At 37.6% G+C, this 23821-nt stretch carries 22 protein-coding genes and 2 pseudogenes; 12 read left to right on the forward strand and 12 right to left on the reverse strand.

The window, feature by feature from the left end; all coding sequences use genetic code 11:
* Nucleotides 1-247: 247 nt before the first annotated feature.
* Entirely contained in the window at nt 248-613 is a 366-nt protein-coding gene (locus D1867_RS06860; protein WP_155863339.1) for a DUF302 domain-containing protein, read from the reverse strand.
* 93 nt (nt 614-706) lie between these two features.
* Here D1867_RS06860 and tfs4 point away from each other — a divergent pair, with 93 nt between their 5' ends.
* The 3 genes from tfs4 to D1867_RS06875 all read left to right on the forward strand — a co-directional run bounded on the left by tfs4 (nt 707) and on the right by D1867_RS06875 (nt 3093).
* On the forward strand, nt 707-970 hold the full coding sequence (gene tfs4 / locus D1867_RS06865; RefSeq protein ID WP_155863340.1) for a transcription factor S4: 264 nt from the start codon (nt 707-709) through the stop codon (nt 968-970).
* A gap of 92 nt (nt 971-1062) precedes the next feature.
* Nucleotides 1063-1476 carry an SRPBCC family protein gene (locus D1867_RS06870; RefSeq protein WP_155863341.1) on the forward strand — a complete coding sequence of 138 codons (414 nt, stop codon included), beginning with the start codon at nt 1063-1065 and terminating at the stop codon, nt 1474-1476.
* A 78-nt stretch (nt 1477-1554) separates the two neighbouring features.
* On the forward strand, nt 1555-3093 hold the full coding sequence (locus D1867_RS06875) for an APC family permease (protein WP_155863342.1): 1539 nt from the start codon (nt 1555-1557) through the stop codon (nt 3091-3093).
* 43 nt (nt 3094-3136) lie between these two features.
* Here the strand turns inward: D1867_RS06875 and D1867_RS06880 are convergent, their stop codons facing one another.
* Nucleotides 3137-4624, reverse strand: coding sequence for a D-glyceraldehyde dehydrogenase (locus tag D1867_RS06880; RefSeq protein ID WP_155863343.1), 1488 nt, complete (start codon nt 4622-4624; stop codon nt 3137-3139).
* Nucleotides 4625-4847: 223 nt separating this feature from the next.
* Between D1867_RS06880 and D1867_RS06885 the strand changes: the two genes are divergently transcribed.
* Both D1867_RS06885 and D1867_RS06890 read left to right on the forward strand, forming a co-directional pair.
* Entirely contained in the window at nt 4848-6122 is a 1275-nt protein-coding gene (locus tag D1867_RS06885; RefSeq protein ID WP_338077992.1) for an APC family permease, read from the forward strand.
* Between the two features lie 30 nt (nt 6123-6152).
* Nucleotides 6153-6686 carry a class I SAM-dependent methyltransferase gene (locus D1867_RS06890; protein WP_155863344.1) on the forward strand — a complete coding sequence of 178 codons (534 nt, stop codon included), beginning with the start codon at nt 6153-6155 and terminating at the stop codon, nt 6684-6686.
* A 36-nt stretch (nt 6687-6722) separates the two neighbouring features.
* Here the strand turns inward: D1867_RS06890 and D1867_RS06895 are convergent, their stop codons facing one another.
* The 6 genes and pseudogenes from D1867_RS06895 to D1867_RS06920 all read right to left on the reverse strand — a co-directional run bounded on the left by D1867_RS06895 (nt 6723) and on the right by D1867_RS06920 (nt 12220).
* A complete protein-coding gene (locus tag D1867_RS06895) occupies nt 6723-8168 on the reverse strand; it encodes an MFS transporter (RefSeq protein ID WP_155863345.1) in 1446 nt (481 codons plus the stop codon).
* 203 nt (nt 8169-8371) lie between these two features.
* A pseudogene (locus D1867_RS06900) lies at nt 8372-9136 on the reverse strand (MFS transporter); the annotation flags it as partial.
* Nucleotides 9137-9148: 12 nt separating this feature from the next.
* Nucleotides 9149-10381 carry an RNA-guided endonuclease InsQ/TnpB family protein gene (locus D1867_RS06905; RefSeq protein ID WP_338077993.1) on the reverse strand — a complete coding sequence of 411 codons (1233 nt, stop codon included), beginning with the start codon at nt 10379-10381 and terminating at the stop codon, nt 9149-9151.
* A gap of 10 nt (nt 10382-10391) precedes the next feature.
* Nucleotides 10392-10670 (reverse strand): annotated as a pseudogene (locus tag D1867_RS06910) (excisionase family DNA-binding protein); the annotation flags it as partial.
* A 165-nt stretch (nt 10671-10835) separates the two neighbouring features.
* Entirely contained in the window at nt 10836-11534 is a 699-nt protein-coding gene (locus D1867_RS06915) for a protein-L-isoaspartate O-methyltransferase family protein (RefSeq protein ID WP_155863347.1), read from the reverse strand.
* Nucleotides 11535-11584: 50 nt separating this feature from the next.
* The gene (locus D1867_RS06920; RefSeq protein WP_155863348.1) at nt 11585-12220 is read right to left on the reverse strand and encodes a transposase; all 636 of its coding nucleotides are present in this window, start codon (nt 12218-12220) and stop codon (nt 11585-11587) included.
* Between the two features lie 557 nt (nt 12221-12777).
* On the opposite strand from D1867_RS06920, the gene D1867_RS06925 reads away from it, so the two are divergent.
* Nucleotides 12778-13995, forward strand: a complete 1218-nt coding sequence (locus tag D1867_RS06925; RefSeq protein ID WP_338077994.1) for an ATP-binding protein — start codon at nt 12778-12780, stop codon at nt 13993-13995.
* 417 nt (nt 13996-14412) lie between these two features.
* Here the strand turns inward: D1867_RS06925 and D1867_RS06930 are convergent, their stop codons facing one another.
* Nucleotides 14413-14607, reverse strand: a complete 195-nt coding sequence (locus D1867_RS06930) for a hypothetical protein (protein WP_162309161.1) — start codon at nt 14605-14607, stop codon at nt 14413-14415.
* Between the two features lie 35 nt (nt 14608-14642).
* On the opposite strand from D1867_RS06930, the gene treH1 reads away from it, so the two are divergent.
* Complete coding sequence (treH1, locus tag D1867_RS06935; protein WP_155863350.1) at nt 14643-16349, forward strand: alpha,alpha-trehalase TreH1; 1707 nt, start codon at nt 14643-14645, stop codon at nt 16347-16349.
* Between the two features lie 108 nt (nt 16350-16457).
* Here the strand turns inward: treH1 and D1867_RS06940 are convergent, their stop codons facing one another.
* The gene (locus D1867_RS06940) at nt 16458-16958 is read right to left on the reverse strand and encodes an NTPase (protein ID WP_155863351.1); all 501 of its coding nucleotides are present in this window, start codon (nt 16956-16958) and stop codon (nt 16458-16460) included.
* A gap of 50 nt (nt 16959-17008) precedes the next feature.
* Here D1867_RS06940 and D1867_RS06945 point away from each other — a divergent pair, with 50 nt between their 5' ends.
* Both D1867_RS06945 and D1867_RS06950 read left to right on the forward strand, forming a co-directional pair.
* Entirely contained in the window at nt 17009-18190 is a 1182-nt protein-coding gene (locus tag D1867_RS06945; protein ID WP_155863352.1) for a mandelate racemase/muconate lactonizing enzyme family protein, read from the forward strand.
* Nucleotides 18191-19039, forward strand: coding sequence for a bifunctional 2-dehydro-3-deoxy-phosphogluconate/2-dehydro-3-deoxy-6-phosphogalactonate aldolase (locus tag D1867_RS06950; RefSeq protein WP_155863353.1), 849 nt, complete (start codon nt 18191-18193; stop codon nt 19037-19039).
* 60 nt (nt 19040-19099) lie between these two features.
* Here the strand turns inward: D1867_RS06950 and D1867_RS06955 are convergent, their stop codons facing one another.
* Nucleotides 19100-19618 carry a TRASH domain-containing protein gene (locus D1867_RS06955; protein ID WP_155864420.1) on the reverse strand — a complete coding sequence of 173 codons (519 nt, stop codon included), beginning with the start codon at nt 19616-19618 and terminating at the stop codon, nt 19100-19102.
* An 84-nt stretch (nt 19619-19702) separates the two neighbouring features.
* On the opposite strand from D1867_RS06955, the gene D1867_RS06960 reads away from it, so the two are divergent.
* The 3 genes from D1867_RS06960 to D1867_RS12630 all read left to right on the forward strand — a co-directional run bounded on the left by D1867_RS06960 (nt 19703) and on the right by D1867_RS12630 (nt 22553).
* Nucleotides 19703-19870: a YHS domain-containing protein gene (locus D1867_RS06960; protein ID WP_338078109.1), complete on the forward strand. Its 168-nt coding sequence runs from the start codon at nt 19703-19705 to the stop codon at nt 19868-19870.
* Entirely contained in the window at nt 19863-22118 is a 2256-nt protein-coding gene (locus D1867_RS06965) for a heavy metal translocating P-type ATPase (protein ID WP_155863355.1), read from the forward strand. The genes D1867_RS06960 and D1867_RS06965 overlap by 8 nt, the downstream gene beginning before the upstream one ends.
* 303 nt (nt 22119-22421) lie before the next feature.
* Nucleotides 22422-22553 (forward strand): hypothetical protein, encoded by a 132-nt coding sequence (locus D1867_RS12630; protein WP_276608435.1) that lies wholly within the window; start codon nt 22422-22424, stop codon nt 22551-22553.
* Nucleotides 22554-22829: 276 nt separating this feature from the next.
* Here the strand turns inward: D1867_RS12630 and D1867_RS06970 are convergent, their stop codons facing one another.
* Nucleotides 22830-23192 (reverse strand): PaREP1 family protein, encoded by a 363-nt coding sequence (locus D1867_RS06970; protein ID WP_155863356.1) that lies wholly within the window; start codon nt 23190-23192, stop codon nt 22830-22832.
* Nucleotides 23193-23821 lie beyond the last annotated feature (629 nt).

The raw sequence follows: 23821 nt of genomic DNA on the forward strand, positions 1-23821 counted from the left end.
AACATAAACTGGCCGCCATCCAAATACCTAACACTCTAATACCCCACCATCGTGAGCATTGTCCGTCATACTCCTTTAGTTACAAAAAAGGGGATTAAGGTGGCGGAAAGAGGATGGGTAGCCAAAGAAAGTTTTTGGCGTTAATGAGCTTCTCCCCAGCATTTCTCTGGAGGGTAGTTCTCTGGACTCGAATTGATAAGCCCCTTGGGAGGGAACCCTCTAAGGCGGGAGGAGGTAGGGATAAGCCTTAGGTTATCGAATTGATTATTGAATTTACTGCCTCATCCATTTTCTTAACTATATCATGTTTGACCCCATACTCTCTGGCTATTTCGCTTGGCATTTTTGTTCCGAGAAAGGTTTTCCCATCTTTTTCCCAAATTGCTATCCTAAGAGGAAGATCGAGACTTACCTCTATCTTCTCTTGCATTAATAAAGTCCCTGCCCTAGGATTGCCGAATATTATAACCTTATCTTTAGGTAAAGAAAGTCCTACCTTTTCAGCATTTTTAGAATGGTCTATCTCAGCAAATATTTCACCTATTTCCTTTATTTTATCTTTTACCATTTTTTCACATTCTTCAAAACTAAATTTACATTCTTTAATTATCATATTTCTCACTTCAGAAACATGTTATTAAAAATTTTCCCAGAATCAATCTGACCTTGTGAATAAAGCTTTTAATTAATTAGACCACATCAACGTATGAAATTTTGTCCAAAGTGCGGTTCCTACATGAAACCTAAAGGAAATTCAATGGTTTGTCCTAAGTGCGGGTATAAAGAAGAAGGAGTTGAAAACATTACTTTCACTGAAAAGAAATCTCATGATAGGGACGTAACTATAGTAGCCGATGGAAGAAGAATTAAAGGAGGAATTGCCTTGAATTTGTGCCCTAGATGTGGTAACGCTGTAGTAATAAAAATTGGAAAGAAATACAAGTGTAGGGCCTGCGGTTATATATTCTAATCATTTCCTGCCGGAGTTCATTCTGGTCTTTGCTTCTTTACAGGTTTCCTAGTCATAAATACGTTTTTATTCGCGAAATACTTTAATTCTTTATGATAACCTTCAGCGTAGGTAGGAAGTTTGATGTTTCTCCTCAGGCAGTTTGGAGTATAGTAAAGGACGTAAATTCTATTCCTAAATATTGGAAGGGGACTAGGGAACTTCATGTTGATAAAATTGCAGAAGGAGTTTATGAAGGGACAGTAAGGTTCGCCTTTCCCTCTAAGGGAAGGATAAGGCTTATAATTGACGACGAGAATAGAAAACTCACGTTCAATTATCTTTCAGGTCCTATAAAAGGTTATAACATAGTAGAAGTTAAAGAGAATGAAATAATATCAACTTGGAGAGTTAAAATGAGCCTTTTATTAACTTTAGCTGAGAGTTGGAACGCGAAACATTTTAAGCAAGGTACTGAGCATGCATTAGAGAGGATAATTTCTGAAGCTAAATTTGGTATTCCATAATTATGGTTTTAGACCTTTATATACTTTTTTAAAAATCGAAGTGGAAAAATTTAAAAGTCTTTATTTTTACGCCTAATTATGGCTAGCTCAAGTAAAATTTTCGTTCGTGAAAGTTCTGGGTTAATAAAAGATGTTTCATTAACTGATGCAATAATGCTCAATCTAGGGAACCTCTCTGCAGGAGAAGCTCTCTTCGAGTCTATTTCCCCTTATGTTACTCAAGGAGGAGTATTATGGCTAGCGTCAGTGTTAGCTTTTGTACTATCAATTCCACAAATTATTGTTTACACGCTAATGACGTTAAAAATTAGGAGGACGGGAGGAGATTATGTGTGGATAACTAGAAACATTGACGGAAGACTCGGTTCAATTTTGGCATTATCTTATTTAATACAAAGCACTGCGTATTTTGCAATAATAGCGTTCTTTTCTGCGTCATCAGTTAATGCAGTACTTTGCGTAATTGGTAAGTTAGACGGAAATCCTTCTTTGCTATATTTAGCCTCACACATTTTTGTTAATCCTTATTGCTCTCCAACTTTAGATCAAAGGTTAATATTTTATGGAATTTCTGCACTATTTTTCGGAATTGTAATAGCCTTAAATATAAGGAAAGCATCGTGGGGATATAAACTGGTTACTGGTTTAGGATTATTTTCAATTCTTTCTCTAATTCTAGGAATTATAGTAATAGGCATTAATGCTTCAGACTTTGCCACTAAAATTGCTCCTTTTGCCTCAGCATTTAATATACCAACAACATCAAGCAAAGTTTTCTTCCCTTCAGATTTCAGCATATTTGCAACATTAGCACTTTTACCCATGTTTGCATTATATACATATCCTTGGATTAATGCAGGACCTGCGGTCTCAGCAGAGTTTAGGAACGCAGAAAAGGTTGCAAAACTTAATATCATCATTGCCTCCTTACTAACTTTTTTACTAGTTACTGGAGCGTTTCTAGAGATGGACCTAGTCGCTGGGTATAACTTTAATATTACAGCATATCCTACTTTCATTTATAACTTCTGGACAGTGGCTATTGCCTTAGCAGGTAATCCAGTATTACAGTGGATCATAGGCTTGGGTGTAATACTCTGGAACTTCTATACTTTATCATATGGAGTCGTTATGTTCTCCAGGTACGTGTTTGCACTATCCTTTGATAGAGTATTGCCAGAGAAGTTTTCAGAAGTAAACAAGTACGGCTCTCCAGTTTACGCTCACTTATTAGATTTAACAATAACGTTGATATTACTTGCAGTACCGGTGATGTCAGTCTCTGCAGCTACATCACTTTACGGAACTACAATTTTAGGCGCAGTGTATTTACTTTTCGGAGTATTAGCAGGGGCAGTATATGGATTTAAGAATAAGGAGAGAGTATTACAGATAGCCGGAATAATCGCTGCAGGATACTTATCTTACTTAGCATACGAGGCTGCTACTAATCCATTATTCGGCTTTATGACGTCTAGTGGAGTAAATATGATAACTCTAACATTCGTGGTATCCGCATATGCATTTGCAATCATAGTATATTTCGCATCTTGGTATAAGCATAAGAGAGAAGGAATAGACGTTTCAACAGCTTTTAAAGAAATACCTCCAGAGTAAAAATCTTTTTTAAAGAAAAAGAAAGAAAAGATATTGTCGTTTTTTAATCTGTATAAGGTGGAATCACTTCTCCTGCCGTAGGATCTTTACTATAGTCTATGTATACGTTCTTTACCTTAACGTACTCTTCAACTCCGTATCTTGAGTTCTCTCCAGCTTGACCAGACATTCTAAATCCTGTATGATAACCTTGAGTTGCCTCTGGTCCTGGCATGTTAATGTAAAGCTCTCCAAACTTTATTTCCCTAGCAGCTTTCATAGCTAGACTAACGTCCTTTGTAAACAAGTATGAAGCTAAGCCGTAGTCTGAATCGTTTGCTAACTCTATAACCTCATCGAAATCGTCTCCAACTTTCATTGCACCAATTACTGGACCAAATATTTCTTCCCTGAATATCTTCATATCCTGTCTTACGTCAGTTAATATTGTAGGCATGTAGAAGAAACCTTTAGAATACCTCTCCGGTAACTGTGGTTTACCTCCTCCATATAATATCTTTGCTCCTTGATTTACTGCCTCTTCAACGAAGCCTGAGACTTTCTTTAATTGTTGATCATTTATTAGTGGTCCCATATCACTGGTCCTAGGTTCGCCTATCTTTAACCTCTTGGTTTTCTCTATAAACAGATTGAGGAATTTATCGTAGACGTCTTCGTGGACGTAAAGCCTCTCTGCTGCAATGCACGATTGACCAGCGTTCCAGTACTTTGCCCACATCAATACTTTTGCGGCTAATTCTAAGTCAGCATCCTTCCATACGATGAACGGAGCTTTTCCTCCCAACTCTAGAATTAATTTAGCCATGATTGAGGAGGCAGACTTCATTACTTGAACTCCAGTCCTTGATTCTCCAGTCAAGGTTATTACTGAGATCTTTTTGTGAGAAGTCATGTAATCTCCTATAACGCTTCCTTTGCCAGTTATTAGGTTAACAGTTCCGGGAGGAAATCCTGCTTGTCTTACTTTCTCAACTATCCAACCTGCTACAAACGGTGTATCTGAGCTAGGCTTTAGAACTACTGTATTACCGGTTATTAATGCTGGGCCTATTTTTCTAGCTATCATTGCGGCTGGAAAGTTCCATGGAGTTATGGCAAGAACTACGCCATAGGGAACCTTATACTGGAATATAACTCTCTCTGGCTTTGTTCCCTCAACAACGTCGCCGGTAATTTTTCTTGCAAATTCCGCATAATACTGTAACTGATCTAAGACTCCATCAACTTCTTGTACTGCCTCTTTTCTAGGCTTTCCTACTTCGTCCATTAATAGGTTTTCTAAGCTCTCTCTGTCCTGCCTAATTAGGTCAATTAGTCTGTAGAGATATTTACTCCTCTCAACTGAAGTTAATTTCTCCCATTTCTTCTGCGCATCATATGCTGCATCTATTGCTCTATCTACATCTTCTTTTGATGCCGCGGCAAATTTTCCGTAAAGTTCTCCTGTAGAAGGATTATATTTATTTAAGTATTCTTCAGAAGAAGGCTTAACCCATTCTCCGTTAATGAATAACTCTTGAATTTTCTCCATATATTAATTTCGACTTCTAACCTTAAAAATAATGCCACCCTCAATCAATTAAACTGGAAATTAACGTTGTTAATTTGTTAGACTCAGAGTGAGTTTAAAATTTTATTCTCTGTAACAAAGTATAATCCTCATTATTAATAATGCTAGTTAGGAGCTTCTTCCTTTCACATAGTTAACGATTTTGGTGTTTAATTTTTTAAGATAAGACTTTGCTTCTCTTATCGTGAAAAGAAAGCTTAACTTACTTGAGGCTACAGCAATAGGTTTGGGAAATATTATTGGAGCAGGAATATTTGTAATGGCGGGGAGCATAATTTACTTAGCAGGACCAGGGGCGTTACTTTCTTTCATCGTCACGGGTTTGTTAGCAATGAGCATAGGGTTAAACAGCGCTGAATTAGCGTCAAAATTTCCTAACACCGAAGGTGGAGTTTACTCTTTTGCTAAGCTGACCATGGGAGACACTGTAGGCTTTCTAGTTGGATGGATGAGAATGATCTCTTACTCTATCTCTGGTGCAGCTACTGCCCTAGGTTTCGCAAGTTATTTACCTTTTCCTTCCCTTGACTATGTAATTGCGGGAGTATTAATAATAGCCCTTGGCTTAATTTACTTGGCAGGATTAAAATTAGCATCAGAAATTGAAACTGCGTTAGTTATTATAAACATAATAGGACTTGTCTCTTTCATTTCATTTTCTATCCTTGTAGGTAAATTCGTTTCTTCGCATTTTACCCCAATAGCCCCTCATGGGATTCAAGGCATACTTTCCGGAGCTTCTCTAGCTTTCTTCGCTTATTCGGGATTTAACACAATAGCTACTTTAACTCCAGACGTTGAGGACGGAGAAAGGAAAGTTCCAAAGGCAATAATCCTTTCCTTAATTGTTACTTCTATACTTTACATCTTGGTAGTATTTTCCATGCTTTACGTATTGCCATGGCAAGTTTACGGTACTCAAGGTAATCCTTTATCTTTTGCCCTCCAACAGATTCACGCCCCTACTTACGTAGTTATATTAATTTCGACTACAGCAATAATTGCTACAGTAACTGTTACTTTATCAACTATAATAGCAACTGTTAGGACACTAAAGCAAATGGCGGAAGATGATTTAATACCTCGAAGATTTTCCAAAGATACTCTTTCGTCTGTTGTAGTTTTAGGAATAATGATCTCCTCTCTAGCTTTAGGTAACGTGGAAGTAATAGGTTTAGTCTCAAACTTTGGTACAGTGTTTTCATATATTACTACCGCTGCGGCAGTAATTATTTCTAGGAGGAGAGGAATGCATGGAAAGTTTTCAGCACCTGCTTACCCTGTCCTGCAAATGATTTCCATCATTCTCTCCTTAGTGGTTATCGTCTCTTTAGGTAAAGAAAGTTTAATGCTTGGTGCAGTTTCACTAATAATTGGGCTGTTAATTCATGAAGTTCATGTTCAGATAAACGTAATAGAGAAAGGAAAAAGATTAAGTCCTCACGGCAAATTAGAATAACATTTTTAAATTTGGAAGAGAAAGTAATCTATGGATAAATTTGTTACCCATCTTCTAAATCCAGAAAGGAGGAAGATAGAAGATCCAGAAAAGTTCCTTCCTTCTCTTATCCACGGCGTTGTTGCAGAGTTAGGTTGTGGTCCAGGATATTATTGCCAGTTCTTGGTTAAGTATGCAGAGAAGGTTTACTGTGTGGATAGGAATAAGGAACTCCTAGACATTGCTAGAGAGTTAGCAAAGGGCGCGATATTCCTTAATGAAGACGCTTGTAAAACGTCTATTCCTTCATCTTCCGTAGACCAGGTTTTATTTGCAAACTCTTTCCACGATATGAGGGATAAGAAGAAAGTTTACGAGGAAGTTAAGAGAATTCTTAAGCCTGGAGGTGAGATTATAATAATAGACTGGAAGAAAGACGCCAACTTTGGACCACCTAAGAGCGTAAGGATGAGCAAAGAAGACTACGTCAATTTCTTTTCACAGGATTTCGAGCTAGAAAAAGAATTTGAAGTTGGACCTTATCATTTTGGATTAGTATTAAAAAGAAAGAGTGATAAAAAGTGAATTTAAGTTAGAAGGTGCATATATTATCTCTTCTTTTTATTCTTCAATTTTCTCAACTTCTGTTAACGGTCTCGCAACCTCCTCTAAGCTTTTTCTTTCCGCGTTAACACCGTAAAATATCTCTACTACTCCTGCAATTGCCATTAAACTCGCTCCTAATAGGTAACCGTAGAATAGATTTATCGGCAAACCGGAGCCTATTAATGCACCGAAGACTGAAGGAGCTATTGCTCCTCCTATTCCGGTCCCTATTGCGTAAAATACTGCAATTGCCATTGCCCTAATTTCTAAAGGAAATACTTCGCTAACTGTTAAGTAAGCTGAGCTTGCTCCTGCTGAGGCGAAGAAGAATATTACTACCCATGCTATAGTTTGAGTTAGTGCGCTCAATACTCCTAGGTAGAATAGGTATCCAGTGAAGGCAAGAAGCGCCCCCGATAGTATATAAGTTAATGATATCATGGTTTTCCTTCCTAATGTGTCAAATAGTTTTCCTAGTAATAGTGGGCCGAAGAAGTTACCTATTGCGAAAGGAAATATATAAAGACCTATTTGATCTGCGGGAACACCGTAGAATTTGCCTAGTATTAATGCATAAGTGAAGAATATTGCGTTATATAGGAATGCTTGCCCAGCCATTAGCCATAGACCTAGGATTGCCCTCTTAGGATATTTCTTAAATACTGTATTTATGACATCGCTGAAACCTATCGTATCTCTGGGATGAATAACTAAGAATTTCTGAGGTTCCTCAAGTTCTTTCCCTGTTTGGTCTCTCACTTTATTCTCTATCTGAGTAACTATCTCTTCCGCTTCGTCAACTCTTCCGTGAACTAATAGCCATCTGGGACTTTCTGGCAAATATCTCCTTATGAGGAGAACTGCAAAGGCCAAGGAAGCTCCTACAAAGAACGCTAATCTCCAACCTAAGTTTATTGGAAAGACTGCCGGATTTAGTATATAAAGTGAAAGTGCCGAGCCCACTATTGTTCCAATCCACCAGCTACCGTTTATTGCCAAATCGACCCAACCTCTTACCCTTGCAGGAATTAACTCGTCTATTGCAGAATTTATTGCAGAATACTCTCCACCTATTCCCAATCCCGTTATTGTTCTAAATATTGCGAGTGATATAAAGTTCCAAGAAATAGCTGAAGCTACAGTTCCCGCAATGTAAGTTCCTAAAGTTATCATGAATAACCTTTTCCTTCCATACCTATCTGTCAAATAAGAGAAGAATATTGCACCAACTACCGCACCTATCAAGTAGGCTGTCCCTAAAAATCCTACTTCAAAGCAGGATAAGCCCAATGTTACTGGACTCCTTAAAACATCTCCTATTATGCCGACTATTGTTACTTCTAGACCATCTAAAATCCAAGTTATTCCCAAGGATATTACCACAAGAATGTGCCAGGGTGACCAAGGCAATCTATCTAATCTAAAGGGAATGTTTGTGTGAATTCGTTTTTGCTCTGCCATAAAAAACACCCTTTAATCATTATGTATATTATTTTACTTAAACCTTTCTTGGAAATATAAGTAGTATAAGTTAGTTAAGTAAAATTTTATTATCCGTCGTTAGATATATACTTCTAAAAATGTTTATATAATCTTTCAAATCTACGTTTAGTACAAAACTAAATTGAATAAAGGGAAGAGGCGTAAAGAAGAAGGAAAATTTCCTAATAAGATCTCTTCACGTTTGTTGAACCGCCTAAAACTGAAAATAATGCCGCTATGATTATGATTATTGCAGAAATCAAAAACGCAAAATGTAAGCCATTAACAAAGGCATTACTTACGCCACCCTCCAAAACGTTAGTTCCTAGGAAAATTTCAAAAGCGACCTGCCTTGGAACTACTAAAGTTGCTATGGTAATACTCATAACGTAACTTAAGGTAGTTCCTATACTGCCTAAAGTCCTCGAAACCCCTGATACTGAACCATAGTATTCTTTAGGTGCAGAAAACATAACTGCAGTAGCGTTTGATGGCCAGAACATTGCCGAGCCTATACCGGTTATTGCGGTTATCCATAATATCGTGAAATAAGGAGTAGACGGGGTTAGAATAAAATAATAGAGCATGAGAGATGAGAAAATGAAAAGCAAGCCTATTCCTGCCAATAATCCTGGCCTTCCTTTATCGGCAATCCTTCCCATGAAGGGAGCCAATACGCTGGCAACCACGTAGCCCGGCGTTAAAAGTAATGAAGATTGTAGAGGAGTTAATCCTCTAACTCCTTGTAAGTACATTATTAAAAGGAATGTAATTGAAAGAGCTCCTATTCCTTGAAATAGGCTAGCTAATAAGGAAAAAGACAAAAGCTTTATTTTAAATACTCTCAAATTTATTATTGGAGATTGTACTTTACTTTCGTTTAGTATAAACAACGGGAGTAAAGCAATTCCGAGTATTATTTCTACCACGTCCATAATATTGACTCCTACCGTTTGTCCCTACACTTTCATTTCACTCATTTTATTAATCATGATCAAGTGTAGGGACTTAGCCCTCAACCACCTGCCAGCCTTAACGACAGGTGGGTCATGGGACTCCTTAGAGCCCAACGGCACGGGGCTCACATCTCCAGCCCTTTTCCTCAAATTATATAACGCAACAACATCCCTATGCCACCTCTCTCCTCCCTTCCCACAAACACCAACCCTTGGGGCAGAGCCCCCATCGGGTTGATAAATAATCTTCGACCCGTGAACAGGGCAAATAGAAGAAGTATAAGTAGGATTAACCAAGATTACGGGAACACCAAACTCCCTAGCCTTCTCAACAATAGCATTTTTCATTGAAGAAAATGCCGAACGATAAATCCTCAACCTAAGCTGTTTATCCTTCACACCCTTAACCATATGCTCCGGAACTCTCTTTGGCAAATCCTCCAAGACTATAGCACTCCTACTCCCAAAAGCCTCCTTAACAATCAACTTAGCAAACTTCCTCCTAACATCAAGCTTCTTATCCCTCTCCCTCAACTTCCTCAACTTCCTCCTAACCTCCCTATCCTTAGTAGACCTACCATTAGTTATCGACCTCCTTTTATACTCATAACCCAGAGTAATCATCCTAGTGTTAGTCTCCAATAATAAGGGCTTACCATCAACTAGAACTGAAACAGAATTCTCGTTAAGGTCTACTGGAATAAAACCCCTTGGATCGTAAGATTTAACATCCTTCTTAAAAACTATGAAGAACTCTACAACATTCCCCTTCAACAGTTTAAACCTAGCCTCACTAGCAATTAACCAACCGTTGTTATAATACCTCCAAAAGATCTTTGGGAAGATTGGAGAAATGAAAACTCTACCCCTCTTAGTAGCAATTGAAATCACGCTGAGGCTGAACTTCCACAAGTGGTCATCAAGATGAACAGTAACCCTCCTAACTGACGGTATGTCAGTATAACTCCTTCCTCTCTTCTTCAACTTATTGAAGCTATCTAGCCTCTCGCTGGCATCTTCACAAGCGGTGTAAATATAATGGGATGGCAAGTCCCTGTGCTTCTCCCTCTCAGTCTTGTAAATCCCGGCCTTAATCCTAATGAATGACGTTGTGTTCTTTGTAAGCCCGTAATTTACTGCCTCCTCTAGAACCTCTCTATACTCTTTCTCAACTTCTTTGAGTGCTGAGTAGGTGGCGTAATTAACCTTAACTCTTAACTTCACCGTCCTCTCCACTTAACTCACCTATTAGTTTTTTACACCTTGAACTAGGGTAGTTCGTTAGGTAGTTTATTTGTCTCTCTAAATCCTCTTTTTGGTCTGTTGAGGATACTCTTGCGTAAATTACTGCCCTTATTTCCTCCCTTCTTTCTAGGTATTTTTTCACCTCGCCGTAGGGTATTCTGTACTTCCAGCCTTCAGTTGTTATTGCCCTAATTTTTCCTTCCCTAATCCATCTTAACAAGGTTGTGTATGAAATGCTGAGCAGTTGGCAAGCCTCCCTGGGTCTCAGTAGTTTCTCCACAAAATTAGCTGATAATAGACGAATATAAAAAGTTCTCAATTGTCATGAAAAAGGATTCAGTCCCTTGGGAGGAAGTCAGTTAGATAAGCTGAAAGCTTAAAATTGGAAGGAATAGGGAGAAGATTACTTGAATTTGAAGGAGAAAGCTAAGAATTATTGAGATTGTTAAACTTTCTTTTCCAACCTACTTAGTATTGACCTTACTTGCCTTTCCAACCTGCTAAGTCTGCTCTCAAAGTCGTCCTCGTAATCGTCGTAAAAGCCAAAAAGCCCTCTAATTCTCGAAAATACGACTTCCCCTAAATTTTCGAGTATAGGAGTGTAACCTTTCTTAATTACCTTGTAAAGTCTTTGCACCTTCCCTACCCCCATGGGTAAAATCATTATTCCTCCTTCCTCGAGTTGTTCATAAGGCTTACATAAAAGAGTTGGCGTAGAAGCCCAGGCTATTACTCTATCAAAGGGCTTCTCCTCTTCATATCCTAACGTCCCGTCTCCTAGCACTAGCTTTACGTTTTGGTACTCGGAAAGCAATCTAGAGGAGTATCTATACATTTCCTCGTTAATCTCCACGCTAACGACCTTATCAACGATTTCCGCAATTAGAGCAGTATAGTAACCAATCCCAGTCCCTATTTCAAGGACTTTTTGACCCTTATGCAAATTCAATTCGTCAAGCATGTAAATTCCTAAGCTCAAGGCTGTGGTAGTAACCCCCGGTAAAATAGGCAAGGGCTCATCTACGTAAGTATAAGCATAACTTTTTAGGTTATCTGGCAGAAACTTTGCCCTATCAACTTTCTTAAATGCTTCAGCCAACTCTGGGTTCTTAATCTTCCTAAGGATTTCTTCTCTTTCATTCATAAGTATAATAGGATTTAATAAGAATAAAGGTTAGCTATTCCATGAAAGCGTTAAACTACATGGACTTTGACGAGTATTCTTGTTGCCTTCTTTAGAATGTTTAACGCACCATTCAAATCGCTGTGAAGTTTATGCCCCTTGGGGCAAATAACTACTCCTCTTGGGTTCCTCTTAACTTCCACGCCATGATAAGCACAGTACTTTGACGTATTGTACTCAACGACTTCATACACTTTCATACCATATTCTATGGATTCCATTAACTTATGGTAAGACCACATATTCAGTGTGAACTTATTACCCTTCTCCTTCACAATATTGAATGGGTAACCTAAGTAAATTGTCGATACTCCTAGTTCGTAGAGTGTTTTAATAAGGTGAGAGGCTAAGTTACGGTAGAGGTGAAGAAGGCGTCTTGTTAGTTTCTTAAACAACCTCCTCTTCTCCCTTAACAATTCCAGATATGCTTCACCCTCGCCAATGTTTCTGGTTCTGTCAGCTAACGATTGAACTTCTGCAATTAGTATTAGCTTTCTTTTCCTTGCTTCTCTGTCCTTCCAGTATATAGGCGGAGAAACGCGGTTCATGTGTGGTGGTTTTCCCTCCTTCTTCAGTTTTAACAAGGAGAAGAATGATGACCAAGCTTCATTATTCTTCTGAAGGACAGCTTGAGCATTAACGCCCAATTTGTCCTTATACTTCTCGTAGTACTTGTTCCACGTTCCCTTAAAGTCTACTTTCCCTTCGTGAAAGAATTGTTGTCTTCTTTCATAGTTAACTTCGTTGAAGAGCTTTGCAGAGAGATTAGCTAATCTCCTCAGTTTTCTTTCTTGAAAACCATTTGGAAGAAGACGGACTACGTTTGCCCTCTTTTCTGAGTATTTAACTTCGTAGACACCCTCCTCCGGTATTGCGGGAGTAGAACTTGGCTACCGCTCCTCATAAAGTTGACCAGAGGAGGGTGCAATGACGAATAGTCATTGTTGAAGGTTAAATAGCTTTACCCCGTCCCTAGAAGGGGCGAGGTTTGTCGTTCATTTTATTACTAAACCAATCTTAACGCCTTTTATAGAGCGTTAAATAGTTTAGAGGATTTTCAATTAAATATAATAGCCATATAACAATTATTTGAATATAACATTTATTTATTCAATTATTCTTATGCAGTATACTATATAAGCTTTACGTAATTCTTATGCAGTATACTGCATAAGCTTATAAATAACAAGGAGAATTATATACTGTGAGTGAAATAAAACAAGTGTTGGTAGACCAGAGAGCTAGACTAGAAAGAAAATTTGAAAATGAAAGAATTATAGAGAGAGATGTTCCAAATTTGAAAAAATATCTTTCTCACCCCAACGTCCTTGCGATACTTGGAGTTAGGAGGAGTGGAAAGTCAACATTGGCTGAAATGTTATTAAGAGGAGAAAATTTTGGGTACATAAACTTTGACGATGATAGACTAGCTGGAATTAAAGTTGAGGATTTACATAAAGTGGAAAAGGCTATTTACGAGTTATTTGGTGAGGTAGAATATTTCCTTTTTGACGAAATTCAAAACGTGGAAGGCTGGGAATTGTTTGTAAATAGGCTGAGGGAAGAAGGAAAGAGGATAATAATAACTGGGAGTAATTCAAAACTCCTTTCTGGAGAACTGGCAACTGCCTTAACTGGAAGGCATATAAACTTCACTTTATTCCCCTTTTCCTTTTCCGAATATCTGAGGTTTAAAGGAGTTAAAATCGAAAGAATAAAAGATACATTTACCACGCCATCAGAGGGAGTTATTAAAAGGGAGTTAGAAAATTATATGAGAGTTGGAGGCTTTCCTGAAGTACTAAAGATCTCTGAGGACTTCATTTTCTCAATATTTTCAGACATTGTGTATAAGGACGTTGTGCAAAGGTTAAGGATTAAGAGGATAGAACTATTCAAAGCCTTTGCCGTTAACGTAATAAAGTATTATTCTAACGAAATTTCATTGTCCAAACTATCTAAAACACTAAAACTTAGCAACAACACAGTGGAGGAATGGTTTAATGGTCTTGTAAACGCTTACGTAATAATAACATCCGAAAGGTTCACAAACAAACCTAGGGAAGGTATTACTTCGCCAAAGAAAGTCTACGTTGTAGACCCAGGGTTCATATCTTCAATTGCACTCGACAGTTCAAAGGGAAGGATAATGGAGAACCTTGTTGCCTTAAAATTATCTAGGATGGGAGAAAATCTCTTTTATTTTAAAGGGGATAACTACGAAATAGATTTTTTCACAAGGGATAAAGCAATCCAAGTTACTTACGCCTCTGGAAAGGACGAAATTCCTAAAAGGGAAATTGAAGGGCTAAACAAGGTCAAGGCTAGGGACAAGATCGTAATAACTTGGGACTATGAGGACAAGATAAGAGAGATAAATTTTATACCAATATGGAAATTTTTACTAGATAGTAACGATTAATATAAATTACAATAAAAATCCGTTTTAACTTCAAGCCCCACGATTTTGGTAAATAAAGCTCTTATAGCTAGAATGTTAACTCGAATGTTGTTTAAACATTGAATTATTAATATTGTGTTATTTTTTTTAAAAAAATTACTTAAATTTATATATAAAATACGATATTCCAATCGTCTTTATTACGTCTCCAATAATCACTATTATCCATAGATCAAATAAAAATAATGGCAGACTAGCTGTAAATATTACTTCACAATAGAGGAAAAAGTAGACTTACTTTTTAATGTAAGAAAAATTGAAATTACTACAATTAGCTCGAACAAATATCCAAAAACTATGAGTTCTATGCTCGTGAATTTTCCAAAGGATAAGAAAATTAACTTAAAGTAATAACGATTGCTATTAAGCCCGAATACTTTAGAATTCCCCTTTTTCTAATGCTATGTATATCTCCTCAGATTCTCTGGGAGAAACTTTGTTCTCTGAACTCCTCCCCGCCCTGGAAGGGCGAGGTTTGTCCTTCATTTTATCAACTCTTTTAAATGCCTCAGCTAACTCGGGTTCTTGATCTTCCTTTAAGGATAAAATGAAAATAAAGGCTAGCCCTTTCATGAAGATATTAAATAAGTTGGGCACTACTTTTAAACATGCAATTGGGTTTTATTTCTAATCAAATAACATCAGCCATTATACAAGGGACTTCAATAGTATGGTTTCCTGTGCCAAAATTTGATTCTCCATCTATCTTTGCTAAATTGCTAGATGAGGACGGAGGAGAATTCTCAATACTCCCTGAGAAAATAGAAAGTATTAAAAAATATTATGAACATCCACTAGTTTTAACTACTGAAGTAAAAACAGAAAGGGGCGGTTCGCTAAAGGTTACCGATTTACTTCCTCTTGGCGAGACTGTAATAATAAGGAAAGTGGAGAGCGATGTGCCATTTACAGTGGTTTTCAAACCGGCTTTTAAGTACGCCCTTTATAGGCCAATAATATTAGGGGATAGGTTCGTTAACCCTAAGGGAAGAGATTGCGTAGCTTTCTTGTATAAATGGGACGGAAAAGTTAGTAGAGAAAGTTCATTCACTTGGAGGTTTTCTGAAGGAAAAGGATTCTTAGTAGCGAATTACGCAACTGATAAGGAGCACGGAGCGTTTAGCGAGAGAGGGAAAGCTCTGCAAATGGACTTTGAGAAACCTTTCGAAAAGACCATAAAATATTGGGAAAGCTTTAACGTTAGATCTAAGGTATACGAAGACCTCTATAGATCTTCAGTCTACGTACTTTTAGGTTCCATTTATTCTCCTTCTGGAGCATCAATTGCCTCCCCTACAACCTCTTTGCCGGAAGTTGTTGGAGGCTCTAGAAATTGGGATTACAGATTTGCTTGGATAAGAGATTCTTCAATTACTGCTGAAGCTTTAATTAATGCAGGATTTATAGTAGAAGCTAGAAGGATACTCAACTTCCTTTTATCCTTGGTTAATTTTACTTCAAAACCTTTCTATTATCCCCTATACACTGTGGAGGGTACAATTCCTCCGCCAGAAGTGAAATTAATGTGGTTATCTGGGTATAAAAATTCAAAACCAGTGAGGGTAGGTAATGCAGCATCAAAGCAAATACAACTCGACGTTGAAGGATTCTTCATGAATGCTCTTTACAAGTACTTTGAAAAGACCGGAGATACAGTACTTATTAAAGATGTTTTTGATAAGATTGAACATATTGCTGATTGGATTTCAGAAAATTGGCTAATTAAGGACTCCGGAATATGGGAAGATAGAGGAGAGCCTAAGCATTATACTCATTCTAAGATAATGATGTGGGTTGCGTTAGATAGGGCAGGAAAACTAGCAGAGTATATAGGCAAAGAAGATAGGTGGAAGGAAAGTAAAGAGAAAATCAGAAAATGGGTTTTAGAAAATTGCGTTTCTAACGGTTACCTTGCAAGGTTTGCGGGTAGCGAAGATATAGATTCATCAATACTTTCTGCACCTCTTTACGGCTTCATAAGCGAAAAGGATGGATTGTTCCTAAACACTCTTTCCAAAATAGAGAAAGAACTAAAGGTGGGGAATTTTGTAAAAAGATATAAGGGAGACTTTATGGGAGAGGCGAAGCATCCTTTCCTTTTAACTACTTTATGGCTTGCTAGGGTCTACGTAAGGCTAGGAAGGACTGAGGAAGTTAAGGAAATTATATCCGACATTGAACGAATTGCGGGAAGCCTTCATTTAGTTGGAGAGCACGTTGACGTAGAAAAGAAGGAATTTACTGGTAATTTCCCTCAAGTTTTTGTTCATGCCGAAATCGTTAACTTAGTTAAGGAAATAGAAGGAGTAACTTGAAGGAATGGACGCGTTCTTTTTTATTAAGACGAGTTAATATTTATGTAGTATCTCTAGACTTAAGAAACTTTAACTAGTCTTTTTATTATAAATTTCTAGGATCTTCTCTTAGCCTAAAGTTCTAACAATCTCATTTAGAATTTTCTCCTTTAGTGAATCCCTATTTTCCTCAGTAACTATGTAAGTTTTACCGTCAACGTTAAGTTTTACATTCCTGTGGACTACGGCAATTAAAGGTTTATCAAGCTTTAGTACTTCGTCTATTAAGCTTTTTATTAAAGGCATAGACAACTCCATGGGGCCTATTTCGTCTATAGCTATAACTTGAGCTTTAGGTAGAGAATCTTTAACGTCCTTAACCACCTCCTCAGCCTCATCTTGCACTGCATATTTTCCTACCTTAATTTTGCCTTCTCCAACTTTGGCTAACCATCTTTCCTTCCCTGTAGGAATGCTGACTATCTTAAATCCTATCCTCCTTCCCCCTTCCCTTACTTCCGGACAATAAAATCCTACAACCGTGTAGTTTCTTTTAATTAATTCTTTTACTACGTATATTAAAATAGTGGTCTTTCCAACTCCAGGTTTTCCGGTTATGAAAAATCTCATGAATAAATTAAAGGAATAAAGTTTAAGATTATTTGCTTCGACTATTTTGTATGAAGATTCAAGAAATAGAACCAATCGTGTTAACTTCTAAAGAGAAAGGAGGAGCAACCTGGGCTTCAACAATGATTTTAGTCAGAGTTACAACATCTAACGGTGCAGTAGGCTATGGAGAAGCTGTTCCTACGCTGAGGGTAATTTCGGTATATAACGCAATAAAACAAGTTTCAAAGACGTTTATAGGAAAAGAAGTGGAGGAAGTCGAGAAAAATTACCACGAATGGTATAAACAAGATTTTTACTTGGCTAGGTCTTTTGAATCCGCAACAGCAGTTTCTGCAATAGATATTGCCTCATGGGACATTTTAGGTAAGGAGTTGGGTTCTCCTATTTACAAGCTTTTGGGAGGAAAGTTTAGAGACAAAGTTTTAGTTTACGCTAACGGCTGGTATTCAGATTGCGTTACCCCAGAGGACTTCGCAAACAAAGCAAAGGAGGTTGTAAAAATGGGTTATAAAGGGCTAAAGTTTGATCCCTTTGGCCAATATTACGATTGGATAGACGAGAAAGGATTAAGAGAAGCAGAGGAAAGGGTTAAGGCTGTAAGGGAAGCTGTAGGAGACGAAGTTTACATCATGATTGAACATCACGGTAGGTTTAACGCTAATTCTGCAATAAAAATTGCGCATGTACTGGAAAAATACAATCCACTCTTCATGGAAGAGCCTGTTCATCACGAGGACATTGAAGGTTATAAAAAGTATCGTTCATCAACTAAGGTTACAGTAGCCCTAGGAGAGAGGTTAATAAGCCTAAAGGAGGCTATGTTCTACATAGATAATAGGCTAGCTGACGTTTTACAGCCAGACATTACAAACATTGGTGGAGTTACAATTGCAAGGAAAGTGGTAGCTTTAGCTGAGGCAAACGACGTAGAAATTGCATTCCATAACGCTTTTGGTTCTATACAGAACGCTGTCTCTATTCAGTTAAGTGCAGTTATTCCTAACCTCTTAATCCTGGAGAACTTTTACGATTGGTTCCCTCAATGGAAGAGAGACCTGGTCTATAACGGGACTCCAGTAGAAGACGGTTACGTAAAAGTTCCGGAAAAGCCGGGTATAGGAGTTGACGTTAACGAGAAGCTCTTGGAAGAACTTAAGGCCGAACCAATTCCTTTAGAAGTTGGAGAAGAACCGGTTTGGGTGGTTAAAAACACTTGGAGGGGATACTAAATGGAGATTATAGTTCCTATTCTAACTCCTTTTAATGAAAAAGGAGAAATCGACGGAGAGAAAGTTAAGACTCACGTGGAGAACTTGTTAAGGAAAGGAGTTGATATAATCTTCGTTAACGGCACAACTGGTGTAGGTCCTGCGTTATCTAAAGATGAGAAAAGGAAAATGTTGGACTACGTTCTCGACGTTACTAATAAGGTAATATTCCAAGTGGGTTCCCTTAATATGAAGGAAGTTTTGGAGTTAGTAAATTATGCTAATGAGAAGGATTTAATTGCAGTTGCCTCTTATCCTCCTTTTTATTTTTCAATTCCAAAGGATTTCATAGTAAAGTACTTCAAGGAAATATGTAAAGCGAGCAAGCACCCCGTTTACCTTTATAATTATCCTGGGGCAACTGGTAAGGACGTTGATGTAAACCTTGCTAAGGAAATAGACTGTATAAAAGGCGTTAAGGATACTAATCCTGATTTTGCTCACACAATAAGGTACAAGGAATTAGGAATAAAGACGTACAACGGTTTAGAAAATCTCGCAATTGCTTCACTTAGCATTCTAGACGGCACAGTAGTAGGTGCAGGGAATTACATGCCAGAATTATTCTCTCAGTTGAGAGAATACATAAAGGCTGGAGACATGAGAAAAGCACTGGATTTGCAGTTAAAGATAGACGAAATTGATGGAACTACGATTCCCTACGGTAAGATCTCCTCAATGTACTACCTAGTGAAAGAACTTCAAGGCTATGACGTTGGAGTACCTAGACCTCCAATGTACCCATTAGAGGAAAATAAAGCGAAAGAATTGGTAGAAAAGGTTAGAAAAATATGGAATAAATCTGAGTAAAGAGGATAGAATAGGAGAAATAAAATTATGGATGTTGAGATGTATTTAGAAAAACACCAATTACTTTAGTTTATTTTTCAGCCCATCAAGACAGGCTTTACAACAAGCGTAATAAGTTTTCCTACCTTTTTTAAGAATTAAAGGAGACCCCCTAATTACTCCACCACAATAATCACACCTCATCTCAACTCTAACGTTGATTTTACCAACCTTTTTATGCGAGAGAAATAAGTACTTCTTCTCATCATTTATCTTTTTGAGTTCCTCCTCGAGCTCGTTTAAATCCCTAGCATGAATAACTGCCATTATATTTCCGTCTATCAGTTCAAAGCATTCAGCATTTTGAGGACATTTACTCGTTACCACAAAGGCTGTTACTCCTTCGTTATATTCTACAGTAAATTTTATTCCCTTTTCTTGGAGAGAAGTAATAATCCTAGATACTGTAGATCTACTCACTTTGAGCTTCTTTGCAATTTCACTTACTGGTATTCTAGAGTTCTCCTTCAACAGTTGTAACACTCTGTATTCAAGATCCCCAAGTTTTACTTCATTTGTTTCATAGTTCACGTAAGTCATTTTACATTTTGAACCTAATATTTCTTTCTCTTTTTTACTATTTGTTAAAAATAAAATATTAAAAGAGACGAAAGTATATATAAAATTATGATAGACCCGGTTTGCGGAATGGAAGTAGATGAAAACTCTAAGTATAAGACAATGTATAAAGGTAAGGTGTATTACTTTTGTTCACCCCATTGCATGAAAGCCTTCCAGAAAGATCCTGAGAAGTACTTAAAGGAAGGGCCTAAGGGAATGCCCAATGAGTAAAGAGGAGGGTGAAAAATTAAGGATAAAGAAAGAGGAGGAATTGAAAGTAGTCGGAATGCATTGTGCTACTTGCGTAAGTACTGTATCTAAATCAATTAAGAGCGTAAAAGGAGTAAAAGACGCAAACGTAAATCTCGCTTCTGGAATTGCTAGAGTAGAAATTGAGAACGCAAGACTTAAGGACATAGTTGAGGCAATAAAGAAGGCGGGCTATGACGTTGTTACACAGAAAATCAGCTTTAAGGTAGACATTAACCCTGAGGATGCAAGGAAGATTGAGGAAAAAGTTGAGGAGATAAAAGGAGTAATAAAAGCCAGCGTTAACCCAACTAACGGTTACGTAATAGTGGAGTTCAATCCTTACTCCATAACCTCAGACGAGTTGGCTGAAGAAATCTACAAAAAGACTGGGCACAAAGTGACCAAGGTTAAGAGCGAAGTAACTAACAAGAGTGAAGTTAAAGAAATGCTTGAGAGACTCATTATAGCATGGATTTTTACAATTCCTACATTATATTTCCAATACTCCGGATTACTTTTCATAGCATTCCTTACCTCAATTCCTGTTCAATTCTACGCAGGATTAAGGTATCATTTAGGAGCGTATAGGGCATTAAAGAATAAAACTGCAAACATGGATACTTTAGTTTCCCTCTCAACTAACGTAGCTTGGTTTTACAGCGTTTATGCCCTAATAGTTCATCAGCAAGTGTTCTTTGACGTTGCCTCTCTCTTAATCTCTTTCATATTAATAGGAAAAACTCTGGAAGCTTACTTGAAGGAAAGGATATCAGTGCAAATAACTTCACTAAAGGAAGTGAAAGCAACGTTAGCTGACGGAAGAATAGTTAAAGCAAGCGAGTTAAAAGTAGGAGACGAGATTATAGTTAAGTCAGGAGAAGTAATACCCGCAGATGGAATAGTTGATGAAGGTAGTGGAGAAGTTAATGAATCCATAGTAAACGGTGAAAGTTTACCGGTAAAGAAAAAGAAAGGAGATGCAGTAATAGGAGGTTCGACTTTAATTTCCGGTTACCTAAAGGTTTACGTTACTAGGGCAGGAGAGAGGACTTACATTTCACAAGTTGTTGAGGCAGTAAACCAAGCACAAACTGCAAGGTTACCTATACAAAACTTGGTAGATAAGGTTGCGTCAATATTTACTCCCTTAATAATAGGAATATCGGCAATAGTGTTCGTAGTTTGGAGATTTATACTAGGATATAGCACAGAGGAATCCTTGTTATTCTCTGTAGCAACTTTGGCCTCAGCTTGCCCTTGCCCATTTGGTTTAGCTACACCACTTGCTGTATTAACTTCCGTAAATAGGTTGGCAAAAAAGGGGATAATAGTGAGGAACGGCGAAAGTTTAGAAACGCTGAAAAAAGTCGATACTTTCATTTTTGATAAGACTGGGACTATTACTGAAGGTAAGATAAGTGTAAGGGCTGAAGGAGATAAAGACGCAATATCTTACGCCTCTGCTTTAGAAAAAATGAGCAACCACACCGTAGCTAAGGCAATATCTTCGATTTCTAACGGGTCATTTGAGGTTAAGGATTTTACAGAATTTCCTGGCTCTGGAGTTTATGGTAAAGTTAACGGTCATGACGTTATTGTAGGCAAAAGGGAGTTCGTATTGCAGAACTGTGAAGGAGAAGGTAAAGGAGACGTATTAGTTTGCGTTGACGGTAAAGTTTCAGCGTCTTTTTACTTGGAAGATAAAATAAGGGAAGATGCAGTCAAAGTTATAGAGCACTTGAAGAGAATGGGGAAGAGGATAATTATTGCCACAGGAGATACAAGCGAAAATGCTGAAAAAGTTGGTAAAGAACTTGGAGTTGAGGTCATAAAGGGATTATCTGCAGACGAAAAAGCGGAGTTGGTTAAAAGTGAAGTTAATAAAGGGAGGATAGTTGCCTTTATAGGAGATGGAGTGAACGACGCAATTGCTCTTAAAGAAGCTAATGTTGGAATCGCTATTTCCTCAGGAACTGACATTGCAAAATATGCTGGAGATATTATTATTCCTAAGGTAGGAGATTTACTCACGTTACTAGAGTACTCCAAGTTAACTGTGAGGAAAATAAAGGAAAACTTAGCCTGGGCATTTGGTTATAATTCTATACTAGTGCCGATAGCTGCAGGGATACTTTATCCTACGTTATATTTACCTCCAGAATATGCAGCATTGGCAATGTCCATGGATAGCGTAGCAGTATCATTATGGTCTCTAGTTAAGATTTGAAAGTTAGTTAAACTAAGAGTTTTTGAGGCAATAAATGAGTTAGGAAAAGTATTTGATGAAGCACAATACCTAAGTGTAGATGTTAAACCCCTTTTAGCTCACGCATACTCACGGGAAGCGAAGTAGGTTTGCTACACGATTTCATAGGTATAAACGATCCAAGTTAGGACTTTTATGGTAGGTATTACATAAGCGTTGGATTAAAGCCTTTCGACCTTGTAGGCAGGTTTTAAGGAGTTAGGATTAAAGATTCAGTGTTAGATAAAGCTGTCTCTGAACTTGACGGTATAGGTAGGTTGGTTGATGTATTTAGGTAAGTTATATTTAGAGAAAGGGGAGGAAGCAATTGATGAGGTAAAGTCATTGAGTTCTAAAATCGTGAAGAAGGAATTAGATGAGGCTTTCTCTAGAAGCCCGCATTACGCATTAAAATAGCCAATTTAGGTAAGGCTAGTGGAAGAATATTCTGACTTCCTCCCCGCCCTAAAGGGCGAGGCTTTCGCTCCCTTAATCCCTGCTTTTTGTAAATTACGTTATTGTTCAGAAAGGGAAGAACAACGTCTACCATCTCTAGAGATTTAAAGAATTTACTTAAAATGGATTTTATAGAAAAAGAACGAGTATAAGATTGCAGACCCAATAGTGAGGTACATGTTATTATTAGAAGAATATTAGATTCACAAATAATATATGATTAAGTATATTTTACTCTTAACTGGTGGCTATTACAACCAGTTTTCTAACATCTTCTTTCAATTTTATAACTTCTTTCTCATTTAGACTAATTTCATGAAATCCCTCAACATGAAGAGTCCACGCGTTTTTCCATTGAATTGCAATTTCGGGATATTTATTTCGTAACAATCTAGAAGCTTTAAATAAGCTTTCACTTTCCCATCTTCCCTTATTTTCAACCTCTTTAATTATTTCTTTTAGGTTATTTTCTATAACCAGGAGCTTTATTGCTTCCTCAGCAGCCTTATAATACTTCTCACAAGCTTGAACAAGGTCACCCTTTGAAAGTAATTCTTCTGCCTCCTCGTAGTATACTTCAGCACTTATAGTTATGCTCATCCTATATTAGTTAAGAAAGATTAGTATTTAATCTTTCACTAAAAGAAAAGTGAAACCTTAAAAATACACAAAAATAATTTTGTGCGAAATCTAAGAAAGCCTATCGTAATCATTTTTAGGAATTTTCGTAGTTTACGCATTGCTAGAGCTGCTAGCTGACTTCCTCTTGGTTCCCTCCAAAGGGCTGAGTCCTTTTTCATGTTAATAGAAAACTTTTTATATTCGTTTATAATGCTTTTGTCGATAAAAAGATGATCTCTCACGCCGATGTGGGCTATGCCCAAAAGGGTGGGAGGGATTACGGAGATGTGAGCCCCGTGCCGTTGGGCTCTAAGGAGTCCCATGACCCACCTAAAAGGTGGTTGAGGGCTAAGTCCCTACACTTGATCATGATTGAAGATAAAATGAATGAAATGAAAGTGTAGGGACAAACGGGTAGTCAAGAGGGTCAGAGAACCATTTGAGGGGACTTTCATACTCTCGCCCTTCACTCGAGCTGGGGAGTTACTAAAAACTTTCTTGGGTTATCCATCCCTTTCATCCCTTAATCCCATTTTTGTAATATGAGGTTTGCTAATTGCTTCCAGCATCATAATGAGAAGTTTTCATCCGCAAGACTGTAACACTTT

This window comes from Acidianus infernus (genome assembly GCF_009729545.1).
In the GTDB taxonomy this organism is placed as follows: domain Archaea; phylum Thermoproteota; class Thermoprotei_A; order Sulfolobales; family Sulfolobaceae; genus Acidianus; species Acidianus infernus.

Excerpts from the sequence above, each read along its gene's own strand:
- D1867_RS06860 (WP_155863339.1), bottom strand. The coding sequence starts at position 613 with ATGATAATTAAAGAATGTAAATTTAGTTTTGAAGAATGTGAAAAAATG.
- tfs4 (WP_155863340.1), top strand. The coding sequence starts at position 707 with ATGAAATTTTGTCCAAAGTGCGGTTCCTACATGAAACCTAAAGGAAAT.
- D1867_RS06870 (WP_155863341.1), top strand. The coding sequence starts at position 1,063 with ATGATAACCTTCAGCGTAGGTAGGAAGTTTGATGTTTCTCCTCAGGCA.
- D1867_RS06875 (WP_155863342.1), top strand. The coding sequence starts at position 1,555 with ATGGCTAGCTCAAGTAAAATTTTCGTTCGTGAAAGTTCTGGGTTAATA.
- D1867_RS06880 (WP_155863343.1), bottom strand. The coding sequence starts at position 4,624 with ATGGAGAAAATTCAAGAGTTATTCATTAACGGAGAATGGGTTAAGCCT.
- D1867_RS06890 (WP_155863344.1), top strand. The coding sequence starts at position 6,153 with ATGGATAAATTTGTTACCCATCTTCTAAATCCAGAAAGGAGGAAGATA.
- D1867_RS06895 (WP_155863345.1), bottom strand. The coding sequence starts at position 8,168 with ATGGCAGAGCAAAAACGAATTCACACAAACATTCCCTTTAGATTAGAT.
- D1867_RS06915 (WP_155863347.1), bottom strand. The coding sequence starts at position 11,534 with ATGAATGAAAGAGAAGAAATCCTTAGGAAGATTAAGAACCCAGAGTTG.
- D1867_RS06930 (WP_162309161.1), bottom strand. The coding sequence starts at position 14,607 with ATGAAAGGGCTAGCCTTTATTTTCATTTTATCCTTAAAGGAAGATCAA.
- treH1 (WP_155863350.1), top strand. The coding sequence starts at position 14,643 with ATGCAATTGGGTTTTATTTCTAATCAAATAACATCAGCCATTATACAA.
- D1867_RS06940 (WP_155863351.1), bottom strand. The coding sequence starts at position 16,958 with ATGAGATTTTTCATAACCGGAAAACCTGGAGTTGGAAAGACCACTATT.
- D1867_RS06945 (WP_155863352.1), top strand. The coding sequence starts at position 17,009 with ATGAAGATTCAAGAAATAGAACCAATCGTGTTAACTTCTAAAGAGAAA.
- D1867_RS06950 (WP_155863353.1), top strand. The coding sequence starts at position 18,191 with ATGGAGATTATAGTTCCTATTCTAACTCCTTTTAATGAAAAAGGAGAA.
- D1867_RS06955 (WP_155864420.1), bottom strand. The coding sequence starts at position 19,618 with ATGACTTACGTGAACTATGAAACAAATGAAGTAAAACTTGGGGATCTT.
- D1867_RS06965 (WP_155863355.1), top strand. The coding sequence starts at position 19,863 with ATGAGTAAAGAGGAGGGTGAAAAATTAAGGATAAAGAAAGAGGAGGAA.
- D1867_RS12630 (WP_276608435.1), top strand. The coding sequence starts at position 22,422 with ATGTATTTAGGTAAGTTATATTTAGAGAAAGGGGAGGAAGCAATTGAT.
- D1867_RS06970 (WP_155863356.1), bottom strand. The coding sequence starts at position 23,192 with ATGAGCATAACTATAAGTGCTGAAGTATACTACGAGGAGGCAGAAGAA.